This window comes from Bacillus sp. GW821-FHT11D08, assembly GCF_058808515.1.
Window position 1 is genome coordinate 42,667 of the sequence record NZ_JBXARS010000005.1, and the last position, 13,611, is coordinate 56,277.

Annotated in this window: 17 protein-coding genes; 14 read left to right on the forward strand and 3 right to left on the reverse strand. The window is 47.3% G+C overall.

Translation table 11 applies throughout. The features are described 5' to 3' along the window. The first annotated feature begins 11 nt into the window (after positions 1–11). The gene (locus AC1RRX_RS11290) at positions 12–236 is read left to right on the forward strand and encodes a YqkE family protein (RefSeq protein WP_186302959.1); all 225 of its coding nucleotides are present in this window, start codon (positions 12–14) and stop codon (positions 234–236) included. A gap of 32 nt (positions 237–268) precedes the next feature. Here AC1RRX_RS11290 and AC1RRX_RS11295 read toward each other — a convergent pair whose 3' ends face one another. Then, a complete protein-coding gene (locus AC1RRX_RS11295; RefSeq protein WP_144464498.1) occupies positions 269–1,189 on the reverse strand; it encodes an aldo/keto reductase in 921 nt (306 codons plus the stop codon). A 62-nt stretch (positions 1,190–1,251) separates the two neighbouring features. Then, positions 1,252–1,374 carry a Z-ring formation inhibitor MciZ gene (mciZ, locus tag AC1RRX_RS11300; RefSeq protein WP_003153315.1) on the reverse strand — a complete coding sequence of 41 codons (123 nt, stop codon included), beginning with the start codon at positions 1,372–1,374 and terminating at the stop codon, positions 1,252–1,254. A gap of 78 nt (positions 1,375–1,452) precedes the next feature. On the opposite strand from mciZ, the gene AC1RRX_RS11305 reads away from it, so the two are divergent. Together AC1RRX_RS11305 and AC1RRX_RS11310 are read left to right on the forward strand one after the other, a co-directional pair. Further along, positions 1,453–2,007 (forward strand): NUDIX hydrolase, encoded by a 555-nt coding sequence (locus AC1RRX_RS11305; protein WP_038464042.1) that lies wholly within the window; start codon positions 1,453–1,455, stop codon positions 2,005–2,007. After that, complete coding sequence (locus tag AC1RRX_RS11310; RefSeq protein ID WP_042635319.1) at positions 2,007–3,170, forward strand: TIGR00375 family protein; 1,164 nt, start codon at positions 2,007–2,009, stop codon at positions 3,168–3,170. Before AC1RRX_RS11305 ends, AC1RRX_RS11310 begins: the two co-directional genes overlap by 1 nt. A 10-nt stretch (positions 3,171–3,180) precedes the next feature. Here the strand turns inward: AC1RRX_RS11310 and AC1RRX_RS11315 are convergent, their stop codons facing one another. Next, on the reverse strand, positions 3,181–3,534 hold the full coding sequence (locus AC1RRX_RS11315) for a helix-turn-helix domain-containing protein (protein ID WP_007409399.1): 354 nt from the start codon (positions 3,532–3,534) through the stop codon (positions 3,181–3,183). 176 nt (positions 3,535–3,710) lie between these two features. Here AC1RRX_RS11315 and AC1RRX_RS11320 point away from each other — a divergent pair, with 176 nt between their 5' ends. The 11 genes from AC1RRX_RS11320 (at position 3,711) to deoB (ending at position 13,603) form a co-directional block, all read left to right on the forward strand. After that, a complete protein-coding gene (locus tag AC1RRX_RS11320) occupies positions 3,711–4,700 on the forward strand; it encodes a type I asparaginase (RefSeq protein ID WP_003153321.1) in 990 nt (329 codons plus the stop codon). A gap of 37 nt (positions 4,701–4,737) precedes the next feature. After that, the gene (aspA, locus tag AC1RRX_RS11325; protein ID WP_003153322.1) at positions 4,738–6,165 is read left to right on the forward strand and encodes an aspartate ammonia-lyase; all 1,428 of its coding nucleotides are present in this window, start codon (positions 4,738–4,740) and stop codon (positions 6,163–6,165) included. Between the two features lie 141 nt (positions 6,166–6,306). Next, entirely contained in the window at positions 6,307–7,713 is a 1,407-nt protein-coding gene (gene nhaC, locus AC1RRX_RS11330) for a Na+/H+ antiporter NhaC (RefSeq protein ID WP_020956027.1), read from the forward strand. Positions 7,714–7,725: 12 nt separating this feature from the next. Further along, complete coding sequence (locus AC1RRX_RS11335) at positions 7,726–9,039, forward strand: NAD-dependent malic enzyme (protein ID WP_007409402.1); 1,314 nt, start codon at positions 7,726–7,728, stop codon at positions 9,037–9,039. A gap of 112 nt (positions 9,040–9,151) precedes the next feature. Next, positions 9,152–9,442: a hypothetical protein gene (locus AC1RRX_RS11340; RefSeq protein WP_003153325.1), complete on the forward strand. Its 291-nt coding sequence runs from the start codon at positions 9,152–9,154 to the stop codon at positions 9,440–9,442. Positions 9,443–9,498: 56 nt separating this feature from the next. After that, a complete protein-coding gene (brfA, locus tag AC1RRX_RS11345; protein ID WP_012117898.1) occupies positions 9,499–9,726 on the forward strand; it encodes a ribosome rescue factor BrfA in 228 nt (75 codons plus the stop codon). Positions 9,727–9,802: 76 nt separating this feature from the next. Beyond that, positions 9,803–10,447, forward strand: coding sequence for a stage II sporulation protein M (spoIIM, locus tag AC1RRX_RS11350; protein WP_007409404.1), 645 nt, complete (start codon positions 9,803–9,805; stop codon positions 10,445–10,447). A gap of 112 nt (positions 10,448–10,559) precedes the next feature. After that, the gene (gene fur / locus AC1RRX_RS11355; protein ID WP_003153330.1) at positions 10,560–11,009 is read left to right on the forward strand and encodes a ferric iron uptake transcriptional regulator; all 450 of its coding nucleotides are present in this window, start codon (positions 10,560–10,562) and stop codon (positions 11,007–11,009) included. Between the two features lie 115 nt (positions 11,010–11,124). Further along, on the forward strand, positions 11,125–11,352 hold the full coding sequence (locus AC1RRX_RS11360) for a YqzK family protein (protein ID WP_003153331.1): 228 nt from the start codon (positions 11,125–11,127) through the stop codon (positions 11,350–11,352). A gap of 7 nt (positions 11,353–11,359) precedes the next feature. Then, positions 11,360–12,250 (forward strand): site-specific tyrosine recombinase XerD, encoded by an 891-nt coding sequence (xerD, locus tag AC1RRX_RS11365; protein ID WP_012117897.1) that lies wholly within the window; start codon positions 11,360–11,362, stop codon positions 12,248–12,250. Positions 12,251–12,418: 168 nt separating this feature from the next. Then, positions 12,419–13,603, forward strand: coding sequence for a phosphopentomutase (gene deoB, locus AC1RRX_RS11370; RefSeq protein WP_015417748.1), 1,185 nt, complete (start codon positions 12,419–12,421; stop codon positions 13,601–13,603). The last annotated feature ends 8 nt before the right edge of the window (positions 13,604–13,611 follow it).

Consider the following 13,611-nt stretch of genomic DNA (forward strand, 5'->3'; position numbering starts at 1 on the left):
GGGGCGTCATGATGAAAAAGCAGCTGCCTAACGAAAAACACAGCTTAAAAGACGATCTGGGGGAAGATCTGAAGGCCAGGCTTTTGCAAATGAAAAGTGAGCTGAAGGAAGAAGACGAGAAAAAACAGGCGCAGCAAAAGGCGGAACAAATCAGAAAACGAAAAGAAAAAGAAAAACATAAAAGCTTTGAAGAGTTGCTGAATGAAAGCAGTCTCGATTGGCAAAAATATAAATAAACCGGCATCTGAAAAGGTGCCGGTTTTATTATTTAAGAACGATGGGCTTCGTATACGTCCGGTTTTGTATGGTATTGCAGGGCTTTGATTTCCTGGCTGCTTAAACGCCGGGCCTCTGCAGCCGAACAGTTTTCTCTCAGCTGCTCAAGTGAGCTGGCTCCGGTGATGACAGAAGCGACGGCCGGCTGTGACAGCAAGTATTGAAGAGAAAGCTCCGTCATGCTCAAGTCAGGTGCGGCAGCGCTGATCGCTTTTTTGGTTTCTGCCAGTTCTGCAAAAGAATATGTTAAATAGCCGTTCTCTTTTACGCTTGCGGCCGCTTGATCAAGCGGTTTTTCCGTAAGAAGCCCTTTAGCGACAGGCCCCCTTGCGACTACGCTGATTCCGTTCTCCTCTAAAAGGGGAAGCCACTCCTCGGGACGCCGGTCCAGCAGGCTGTATTGCATCATAACGCTGGTGATATTTGATTTTTTTACATATTCTTTAATAACATTCGGACGAATCGAGGAAATGCCGTAATACCGGATGACACCTTCCTGTTTTAAGTCCTCAAATGCTTCGATCGTTTCGTCAATATGGTCTTCCATCGTGCCGCCATGCAGCTGATAAAGGTCGATATAGTCCGTTTTCAGCCGGCGCAGGCTGTTTTTGACCGCTTCTTTTATGTAGCCCTTGGAAGCGTCCCAATGCCAGCCGTCTTTATCATCATTCCAGCGGTTTCCGGCTTTCGTGGCTAAAATGATGTCGTGCCTGCGGTTTTTGACGGCCTCCCCGACAATTTCCTCATTTCTGCCGAAATCATAAAGATCAGCGGTATCTAAATAATTGATTCCAAGCTCGATCGCTTCATCCAAAATAGACAGCGCTTTAGGTTTATCCGTGCCCAGCGACATACAGCCGAGCCCGATTTCGCTTATTTCTAAATCAGAATGTCCCAGTGTGCGTTTTCTCATCGTTTCGCTCCTTTTTATAGTCTTTTATTGACCGTAATATAAAGGCGCGAAGTTTTCAACTGTTAAGGCCCGGTGATCCAATCTCCGACATAGCGGAATGTCCGTCCGTATTCTTTCAGTTTAGCCCGCACTTCCCACGCCTTTCCGACCAATACGATACTCTTATCCTTCCGGTAAACCTTCAATCGAAAAGCACCTCCCTCTCATGCATGTATGATAAAATATATGAGGCATAATAGAGAGACAGAACGGGAGATGACATGATGAAACATTTAGAAGAAAAAACACTTGCGAAAAAAAAGCTGTATGACGGGAAAGTCATAGATCTTTACTTAGAGGATGTAGAGCTCCCGAACGGAAAAACAAGCAAGCGGGAAATCGTCAAACATCCGGGAGCAGTGGCCGTACTTGCGGTGACCGAGGAAGGAAAAATCATTTTGGTGAACCAGTTCAGAAAGCCGCTGGAACGGACAATCGTTGAAATTCCGGCCGGGAAGCTTGAAAAGGGGGAAGAGCCGGAACATACGGCGTTAAGAGAGCTCGAGGAAGAAACGGGATATACAGCGGAAACCTTGACGAAAATCACCGCTTTTTATACATCACCCGGGTTTGCTGATGAAATCGTGCATCTCTTTCTTGCGGAAGGGCTTTCGCTGCTGGAAGAAAAACGAGAGCTGGATGAGGATGAATTTGTCGAAGTCATGCAGGTCACGCTTGAAGAGGCCGTGAAGCTGATTGAATCCCGCAGGGTGTATGACGCAAAAACGGCGTACGCGATTCAGTATCTCCAGCTGAAAGAAGCGCTGAAGGAAAAATGATGAAAACCATCTATGCGGATCTGCATATTCATATCGGCCGCACCTATACGGGAAAACCGGTCAAAATCACCGGGGCCAAAACGTTGACGCTGCACCGGATTTTAGAAGAAGCCAGTGAGGGGAAGGGAATTGAACTATTGGGCATCATCGACTGCCATTCCCCGGAAGTCATAGAAGAAATCGAGCGCGGAATTGATGAAGGCAGATACCGTGAGCTGAAAGAAGGCGGCATCCGGTATCGGAATACGACGCTTCTGTTGGGCAGTGAGCTTGAAATCTATGATCACACATGCCGCGGGCCGATTCACGTTCTCGTCTTTATGCCGTCTCTTGCCGAAATGAAGATGTTTTCTGAGTGGCTTGCAAAAAGGCTTAAAAATATCCATCTCAGTTCCCAGCGCATTTATGAAACCGGTTTGAATCTTCAAAGGAAAACAAAGGAATTGGGCGGGCTGTTTATTCCCGCCCATATGTTCACCCCGCATAAAAGCCTGTACGGAAAAGGAGTCATATCTTCTTTGACAGAAGTTTTCGACCCGGCGCTCATTGACGCGGCGGAACTCGGATTAAGCTGTGACACCGACATGGCTTCGCGGGTAACAGAACTTGATCCGTATACATTTTTAACAAATTCTGATGCGCATTCCTTAGGAAAAATCGGCAGAGAATATAATGAAATGCTTCTTAAAGAAGCGAATTTCACGGAATTTTCGCTGGCTTTAAAAGGGAAGGACGGAAGAAAAATCACGGCGAATTACGGGCTGAACCCGAAGCTCGGGAAGTATTACCGGACGGCTTGCGACCGCTGCGGCAGCCCGGTTGAAAAAGGAGCTTCCGCATGTCCGGAGTGCGGGGGGAAAACAATGACAAAAGGGGTCAGTGAACGGCTGGAGGAACTGAGCGGACCGAAAAAAAGCCGCATGCCGCGGCCGCCGTATATTCATCAAATCCCGCTGCAGTTCATTCCCGGGGTCGGGCCGAAAACGTTAGAAAAACTGAAGCGGGCCTTCGGGACGGAGATGGCGATTCTTCATCAGGCGCAAGAAGAGGAATTGGCGCGTGTCGTCCAGCCTAAAATAGCGGCTGTCATTCATAAAGCGCGCACCGGGCAGCTCGTCCTTGAGGCCGGGGGCGGAGGGACGTACGGCAGAATCAAGCCGTAAAAGCCGGTTTTTAACGGAGCTCCTCCTGCACCTTCTTTTTCGTGCGGACAAACGCAATCAATTCGATGATTTCATCCTGATTCAGCGGCTGTCCGTCAACGGTCAGTGTGCCGCGGCCTTGTGCGGCGTTTGTTAATTCGATGGTCTGGGCAAACGGCTCCGCCTTTTTTTCAGTGCGCCCGAGTAAATCGTCGCACGTCGTGTCAAACAGATCGGCAAGCGTGCCCAGCGCCTCGAATGACGGACGCCGGTATCCTGATTCATACCCGGCGTACGTGCTTTTGGCGATGCCGAGACGGTCAGCCGTATATTGAAGAGACCAATTTTTCTTTTTTCTCAGTTCAGTTAAACGATCTAAATTCATATTCAAAACCGCTCCTTTTCACTTGAGCAAATTATATCATATCGATATGCAAAAGTGTACGCGAATTGAATAATAATCACTTGATTAATTTCATTCGTCTGTCTATAATTTGATTAAAAGTATGCGAAAAGCGAATGCTTAACACATCTTGAGAAATGGATGAAGAGGTGCAGGGTATGAAAAAATTATTGCTGTTAACAACCGGAGGAACAATCGCCTCAGTCGAAGGAGAAAACGGGCTTGCACCCGGGGTGAAAGCAGACGAATTGTTAACCTACGTATCAAAACTTGATAACGATTACACGATGGAAACCCATTCGTTAATGAACATCGACAGCACAAATATGCAGCCTGAATACTGGGCCGAAATCGCAAATGCTGTCAAAGAAAAATATGACGCATATGACGGGTTCGTCATTACGCACGGGACAGACACAATGGCTTATACATCAGCGGCACTGTCTTATATGCTTCAGCATGCTGATAAACCGATCGTCATTACGGGTTCGCAAATCCCGATTACATTTCAAAAAACCGATGCCAAAAAAAATATCACGGACGCGATCCGCTTCGCATGTGAAGGGGTGGGCGGCGTATACGTCGTATTTGACGGCAGAGTCATTCAAGGCACACGCGCCATTAAATTAAGAACGAAAAGCTATGATGCATTTGAGAGCATTAACTATCCGTATATCGCGTTTATTACCGAAAACGGAATTGAATACAACAAACAAGTGCACATGCCAAAAGACGATGCTTTTACGGTCAATACTTCACTTTGCACGGACGTGTGCCTGCTCAAGCTACACCCGGGGCTGAAACCGGAAATGTTTGACGCATTAAAGGGCATGTACAAAGGAATCGTCATTGAAAGCTACGGCAGCGGCGGCGTGCCGTTTGAAGGAAGAGACATTCTCGCCAAAGTCAATGAAATGATTGAAAGCGGCATTGTCGTCGTCATTACGACACAATGTCTTGAAGAAGGAGAGGACATGAGCGTCTATGAAGTCGGCCGAAGAGTCAATCAAGATCTCATTATCCGCTCCAGAAATATGAACACGGAAGCCATCGTGCCGAAATTAATGTGGGCGCTCGGCCAGTCTCACAACTTGGCTGAAGTCAAAAACATTATGGAGACACCGATCGCAGACGACGTTGTACTGTAAAAACATGACTACCACAAAGAGAAAGTAGGGTTTTAGCATGACAAACGCGCAAAAAGAATATCGTCAGGAAAAAGATTTCCTCGGAGAAAAACAAATTGAAGCTGATGTGTATTACGGAATACAAACGCTGCGCGCGAAAGAAAACTTTCCGATTACCGGCTACCGCATCCACGAAGAAATGATTAATGCGCTCGCCATCGTCAAAAAAGCGGCGGCGCTTGCCAACATGGATGTAAAACGGCTGTATGAAGGAATCGGAAATGCGATTGTACAGGCCGCAGATGAAATTCTTGAGGGAAAATGGCATGACCAATTTATCGTCGATCCGATCCAAGGGGGAGCCGGAACGTCCATGAACATGAATGCCAACGAAGTAATCGGCAACAGGGCTCTTGAAATCATGGGGCATAAAAAAGGTGAATACATTCACCTCAGCCCGAACACACACGTCAACATGTCACAATCGACGAACGACGTGTTCCCGACGGCAATCCATATTTCAACCTTGAAACTTTTGGATAAGCTCCTTGATACGATGGCGCATATGCTCAGTGTCTTTAAAGATAAAGCGAAACAATTTGATTCTGTCATTAAAATGGGGCGCACACACCTTCAGGACGCTGTGCCGATCCGTCTCGGACAGGAATTTGAAGCATACAGCCGCGTGCTTGAGCGTGACATAAAGCGAATTAAACAATCCCGCCAGCATCTGTATGAAGTAAACATGGGGGCAACGGCCGTAGGTACGGGACTTAACGCCGATCCGCGCTACATAGAACAGGTTGTGAAGCACCTGGCTGACATCAGCGGACTGCCGCTTGTCGGCGCCGGCCATTTGGTTGACGCCACGCAAAACACTGATGCGTATACGGAAGTTTCAGCCGCGTTGAAAGTATGCATGATGAACATGTCTAAAATCGCCAACGATCTGCGCTTAATGGCTTCAGGTCCGCGCGCGGGACTTGCGGAAATTTCATTGCCCGCCCGTCAGCCGGGATCATCCATTATGCCTGGGAAAGTCAACCCTGTAATGGCAGAGCTGATCAACCAAATCGCCTTCCAGGTCATCGGGAATGACAATACGATCTGCCTCGCTTCAGAAGCGGGCCAGCTGGAGCTTAACGTAATGGAGCCGGTACTCGTATTTAACCTGCTTCAATCCATCAGCATCATGAATAACGGGTTCCGTTCATTTACCGATCATTGTCTGGCGGGAATTGAAGCCAACGAAAAACGTCTGAAGCAATACGTGGAAAAAAGCGTCGGCGTCATTACAGCGGTCAATCCGCACCTCGGGTATGAAGCGGCTGCGCGAATTGCCCGTGAAGCAATCATGACGGGGCAATCTGTAAGAGATCTTTGCCTTCAAAATGATGTACTGACAGAAGAAGAATTGGATATCATTTTGAATCCGTATGAAATGACAAAACCGGGGATTGCCGGAAAAGATCTATTAGAAAAATAAATTTTAAAGCAACAACAGCCGCCTTTTCACGTTTTTTAGTGAATAGGCGGTTGCCATACAAAGGGATGAGGCAGTATAGTATAATTTGTTATATCATTTGATGAAAGCGTTTTAGCTTTTTTCTTCTAGGGGGATTTTCTTGTGAAAGAGGTCAGATTGCCAAATTTATTGGAAATTATTATCTTATTATTCGGGTTTTTAGCACTTGTCTTATCGTTCACAGTGTTTTTAGACCTGCCGATCCAGCTAGCTCTATTAATATCCTGGTTTTTCGCTATTATTCTCGGAGTCAGGCTGGGATATTCATATAAAGACTTGCAGGCTTCGATTGTCACCGGGATATCAAACGGTCTTGAAGCGGTATTGATTCTCGTTTCGGTCGGTGCGCTCATCGGGACATGGATTGCCGGCGGCGTTGTGCCGACGTTAATTTATTATGGTTTAGAGTTTATTAATCCTCATATTTTCCTTCTGGCTACACTGGTTATTTGTTCCGTTATGTCCGTTGCGACCGGAACGTCGTGGGGAACCGTGGGAACCGCGGGGATCGCCATGATTGCCATCGGAGAGGGAATGGGTATACCGCTTCCGATCGTAGCGGGAGCCGTTTTGTCCGGGGCTTACTTCGGAGACAAGCTTTCACCGCTGTCTGACAGTACGGTGCTTGCCTCCACGCTTTCTAAGGTGGATGTGCTGTCACACGTCAGAGCGATGATGTATCTGTCAATTCCGTCCTATATTATTACGGCCATTCTGTTTACCGTAACGGGATTTATATACGGCGGAAAAAATATTGATCTCGACAAAGTGGAATTTTTAAAATCTTCATTGCAGAAAACGTTTGACATTCATATATGGATGCTCATTCCGGCTGTTGTCGTCGTTGTCCTTCTGATTTTGAAAAAGCCGTCTATGCCCGTTATTATCATCGGTGCTTTGCTTGGCGCAATCTGGGCTTCCGTCTTTCAGGGAATGAATTTTGCCAGTGCCATCGCGACTGCTTATAATGGTTTTTCTATTAAAACGGACGTCGAATTTTTAAACGGCCTGTTAAACCGCGGAGGCATTACCGGTATGCTGGATACGTTAGTCGTTATCCTGTTCGGTCTCGGTTTTGGAGGAATTCTTGAGAAGCTCGGCGTATTAAAAGTGATTGTCTCAACTTTTGAGAAAAAGCTGACCACACCGGGAAATGTAACGCTTTCGACATTGATCGTCGCCCTTTTAGGAAACATTTTCGGCTGTGCGATGTACGTGTCATTGATCCTGACGCCGAAAATCATGGAGAACAGTTATGATAAACTGAAACTTGACAGAAGAGTTTTATCCCGGAACGCAGAGGTGGGCGGCACGCTTACTTCAGGGATGGTGCCGTGGTCTGATAACGGCATCTATATGGCCGGCATTCTCGGCGTATCCACATTTTCTTATCTGCCGTTCATGTGGCTCAGTTTTGTATCTATCGGACTGGCAATATTGTACGGATACACGGGGAAATTCATTTGGTACACGAAAGAAAAATCCTTGCAATCTCAAAAATTGGGTTAGGAGGTTCATTTCATGATTACAAAGCATATGATTCGGACGTTAATGATTGAAACGCCGACTGTTCCCGGAAATCTCGGAAAAGTGGCAACCGCCATCGGAGTGATGGGCGGAGATATCGGGGAAGTTGAAACCGTTAAAGTCGGCCCGAACTACACAATGCGCAACATCACGGTGCAGGCCGAAAATGAAGAGCAGCTGCAGGAAATCATTCAAGCCATTGAAGCTCTCGGTGAAGGCATCCGGCTTCATACAGTCTCAGATGAAGTGCTCTCTGCTCATGAAGGCGGCAAAATTCAGATGAAAAGCAAAATGCCGATCCGGACACTGGCTGAGCTTGGGCGTGTTTATACGCCGGGTGTCGCCGATGTGTGCAGACTGATCGAAAACGAGCCTGAAAAAGCGTCCATCTATACGACAATCAGCAATTCTGTCGCCATTGTCACCGACGGAACGGCGATTCTCGGCCTCGGCAATATCGGCTCTGTCGCCGGAATGCCCGTAATGGAAGGGAAAGCCGCGCTTTTTGACCAGCTGGCGGGTATCAGCGGAATTCCGATTTTGCTCGATACCTCTGATCCGGAAGAAATCATTCGCACGGTAAAACATATTTCCCCGGGGTTCAGCGGAATTCTGCTTGAAGATATCGGTTCGCCCCACTGCTTTGACATTGAAGACCGCCTGAAAGAAGAACTGGACATTCCGGTTATGCACGATGACCAGCACGGCACGGCGGTCGTCACGCTCGCCGCCGCCATTTCCGCTTGTAAAAGCGCCGGTCTTGATTTAAAAGAAGCGAAGGTCGGTCAGATCGGTCTCGGCGCGGCAGGCGTCGCCATCTGCCGCATGTTTATGGCATACGGAGTCAAAGCGGTCTGCGGAACGGACAAGTCAGAAGACGCAATGAACCGCCTCGCTCAGTACGGAGGTCAGCCGCTTGGAAGCATCAAAGAATTAATGGACACGTGTGACATTGTGATCAGCACCACAGGAGTTCCGGGTCTCATTAAAAAAGAGGATGTCAGAAAAGGACACGTCATTCTGGCTTTATCTAATCCGAAACCGGAGATTGAACCGGAAGAGGCATTACAAGCCGGAGCCGCTTATGCAGCTGACGGCCGTTCGGTCAATAATGTTCTCGGCTTCCCGGGGATTTTCCGCGGCGCGCTGAACGCCAAAAGCAAGAAAATCGACCATGAAATGCTTGTGGCGGCCGCAGAAGCCATCGCCTCTTGCACGAAACACGGCGATCTCGTGCCTCAGCCTTTGGATGCGGACGTGCATCAAGCCGTATCAGCAGCCGTAGAACGGGCTGCGGCAGGAAAATAAACAACTCTTACAGTACCGGACATGTGCCGGTGCTGTTTTTTTATCATGAATAGGAAGCGGAATTCTTAGGCAGGCTAACAGATAGCAAAAGACGGAATAAAGAGGTGTCGATGTGGATTATTTTCCGCTGATCCATACAAATATTTGGGATGCTGTGATCGGCGTGCCGGTCGTCTTATGCGTCACACAGCTGATCAAAGTGTTCTGCCGGGTTCCGGGCATATTCGTTCCCACGATTGCCCTTGCTGCCGGAAATGTTGTGTCTATCGTTTTCGGTCATCATGAACACGTGTATGCGGGGATTTTTATGGGGTTTTTTTACGGATACGCCGCAATGGGGAGCTATTCATCTGCCAAAACGTCTCTGCGCGCTTACCGGTCGAAACATGAGCCGTATTCATGAACACATCCGGATTTTTTTGTTATGATAAAGAAAAGGGAAAAAGGAGCGGTTGGCACATGGCGAAGAGCAAAACGAAAAAAATGCGGGAGCATCTCAAAAGAAACGGGATGCGTGACGCAGTCCTGTCAAGGGGGACGGCGCCGTCTTTCAGCACCCATGAAAGAGTAACGAAAACCAAAAAAGACAGGCTTGAAAGAATAAAGCATAAAAAAAGGAACCCCTATGATCACCGGAGTGATGACGGGGGTTCTTTTTTTATGCCCGAATCTCGCGCCTTTCTATGATTTCTCTGTCATGTTTTCTCTTTTCTTTCATACAATCTACTAAATCAAGTCAATAGATTAGCGGGAGGAAAGCGGTATGAGAAAACAATCGTACAAAGAACTGTTTTTTCGCCATGTAAAGGATCATCTGTCACTTTATATATTTGTGTTCGTCTTGTTTTTGATGGGGGTCATTTTCGGGGCGATCATCGTCAACAGCATGACCATCACGCAGAAAGAAGATTTGTATTACTATTTAAGCAAGTTTTTCGGACAGCTGTCTGACGGAAAACATGCCGGCGCTTCAGAAATGTTTTGGCAGGCCGTCTTTCATGATGTGAAATATTTGGGGCTGATGTGGATTCTCGGTATTTCCGTGATCGGTCTGCCGGTTATTTTCATTATGGTGTTCTTAAAAGGAATCGTGGTCGGCTTCACGGTCGGTTTTTTAGTGAATCAAATGGGGATGAACGGGTTTTTCCTGTCATTTATTTCGGTTCTGCCGCAAAACATCGTTCTCATTCCGGCGTATCTTATCATGGGGACATGCTCCATCGCTTTTTCACTGAAACTGATCCGGCAGCTGTTTGTCAAACGCAGCCTTCATGACGCACCGATCCAATGGTTCGGACGCTACGCCTTCGTGCTGATTCTCATCGTTTTCTTCTCGGTCATCGCCTCGCTGCTCGAGGCGTACGTGTCTCCGCTGTTTATGGAAAAGCTGTCATCACGCATATTTTAGAATGATTATCACAAAATAATACTTTTATTTATCAGTTTATAATAATTATAGTTGGAACTCTGCGCGTATTTTGTTATAATGAGTCATGGAATGCGGCGTAGGAGGGAAAGACATGGAAAACCGTATTGATCGAATTAAAAAGCAGCTGCACTCGTCAAGCTACAAGCTTACGCCACAGCGGGAAGCAACGGTAAGAGTGCTGCTTGAAAACGAAGAAGACCATTTAAGCGCAGAAGATGTATACCTCCTCGTAAAAGAGAAATCTCCTGAAATTGGTCTCGCTACAGTATACCGTACATTAGAATTATTAACAGAGCTAAAAGTCGTTGATAAAATTAACTTCGGGGACGGCGTATCCCGCTACGACCTTCGCAAAGAAGGCGCGGCTCACTTTCATCACCATTTGGTGTGCATGGAGTGCGGAGCCGTCGATGAAATTGAAGAAGATCTGCTTGAAGACGTTGAAGAAGTGATTGAACGTGATTGGAAATTTAAAATTAAAGATCATAGATTGACTTTTCACGGAATCTGCCACCGCTGCCGCGGGGATGAAACAGAGTAAAAGCCTACGAACCTTTTCTGCCAGGAAAGGGTTTTTTGCTGTTTTTATGTATAAAAGCCTTTGAAATTGGCATAAGGTGTACTAACAGCCGCCAAAAGAAAGGGTCGATCGAAAGATGGGCAGATTCTTAAAAACAGCCGCGGATACGATCAAAGTGTTTATTCTGTTCACAGGTTTTACCGCGCTGTTCTATTATGCTATGATATGGGTGAATTCAGAGTATGAAAACTATCATCGGTACGATAAACCGGAAGGCTCCGCCGTCAAAGTGGCCAAAACGGAACATGAGGAGAAAGACGGCTGGTTCGGCCGATTGATCTTTTTTTACCAAAACGGGGAGTAGATCAAGAGTGAAGGATCAAATTAAGGATTTCATCCATTATGTGAGGGTTGAAAGAGGGCTGTCCCAAAATACGATGATGTCCTATGAGCGTGATCTGAAAAGTTATTCTCTCTTCTTAACTGAAACCCTTCAGATCACTTCATGGAATGATGTGACCCGTCTTCATATTATTCAATATTTAAAGCATATAAAGGACTCCGGGAAATCCGGCAAGACGTCTGCGAGGCATTTGGCGTCGATCCGGTCTTTTCATCAATTTCTGTTAAGGGAAAAAGCCGCGGATAAAGATCCTTCGGTACATATTGAAACACAAAAAACAGAGCGGACGCTTCCGAAAGTATTGGCGCTTCACGAAGTTGAGCGGTTATTGGACACGCCTAAGCTTGACAGCCCGTTCGGTCTCAGGGATAAAGCCATGCTTGAACTGCTGTACGCGACCGGCATCAGGGTCAGCGAGATGATCGAGCTGAAATTATCCGACGTCCATTTGACGATGGGATTTGTCCGCTGCTTCGGAAAAGGGCGGAAAGAGCGGATTGTGCCGATTGGTGAAGCCGCTTCTCATGCGATAGAAGCATACATTGAAAAAGCCAGAGGGAAATTATTAAAGAAAAACGTAACCGAAGCGCTTTTTCTGAATCATCACGGCAGGCAGATCAGCCGTCAGGGATTCTGGAAAAACCTAAAAAAAATCGCACTTGAAGCGGGGATTAAAAAAGAGCTGACACCGCACACGCTCCGGCACTCCTTTGCAACGCACCTGCTCGAAAACGGGGCGGATCTGCGCGCCGTGCAGGAGATGCTCGGACATGCCGATATTTCCACGACGCAAATTTATACGCATGTGACGAAAACAAGGCTGAAGGACGTGTACAAACAGTATCATCCGCGCGCTTAGGAGCCGCTGCCAGAGGGGCCGCGGCTTTTTTTGCCGGATTGGCGGAATACAGAGAAGGTTCTAATTATTTGAATCGGCATTGTCAACAAGAATGTAAACGGTTTATACTTGAGTTGTCTGACCTCTGTAAGCTACAATGGACAGATGGAAGAAAAGGAGGCTTTTATGATGTCTGAATACAAATATAACCGGGTATTTTTGATTGTAATGGATTCTGTCGGAATCGGTGAAGCGCCGGACGCCGCCGATTTTAATGATATAGGCGCAAATACGCTCGGACACATCGCAGAGCACATGAACGGCTTACATATGCCCCATATGGCGCAGCTCGGTCTCGGACTGATCGGAGACATTAAGGGCGTGGAAAAAACGGAGCACCCTCTTGCGTACTACGGAAAAATGCAGGAGGCGTCAAACGGGAAAGATACGATGACGGGGCACTGGGAGATTATGGGCCTCTACATTGAAAAACCGTTTAAAGTGTTCCCGGAAGGATTTCCGGATGAACTTCTTCAGGAACTTGAGCGGCGTTCAGGACGGAAAATCATCGGAAATAAGCCGGCTTCAGGCACGGCGATTCTGGATGAGCTCGGAAAAGAACATATGGAAACGGGTGCGCTGATCGTTTATACATCAGCAGATTCCGTGCTGCAGATTGCGGCTCACGAAGATGTCGTTCCGCTTGACGAACTGTACAGCATCTGTGAAACGGCAAGAGAACTGACGCTTGATCCGAAGTACATGGTCGGCCGGATTATCGCAAGACCGTTCGTCGGAGAACCGGGCAGCTTCAAACGCACGCCGAACCGTCATGATTATGCGCTCAAACCGTTCGGCCGCACGGTAATGAACGGAATGAAAGACAGCGGATTAGACGTCATTTCCATCGGCAAAATTTCTGATATTTATGACGGAGAAGGCATTACATCTTCCCGCCGGACGGTATCTAATATGGACGGCATGGACAAAGTGATTGAAACGCTCGGTGAAGAGTTCACGGGCCTGAGCTTTGCCAACCTCGTTGATTTTGACGCGCTGTACGGACACCGCCGCGATCCGGAAGGGTACGGAAAAGCGCTCGAGGAATTCGACGCGAGGCTTCCGGAAGTGTTTGAGAAAATGAAAGAAGACGATCTGCTTATCATCACTGCGGATCACGGCAATGATCCTGTCCATCACGGCACGGATCACACGCGGGAGTATGTGCCGCTTCTTGTGTACAGCAAAAAGCACAAACACACTGAACAGCTGCCGCTTGCGGATACATTTGCCGATATCGGCGCAACCATTGCGGATAATTTCAAAACGGAAAAGCCGGAATACGGAAAAAGCTTTTTATCAAGATTACAGTAGGGGGGACT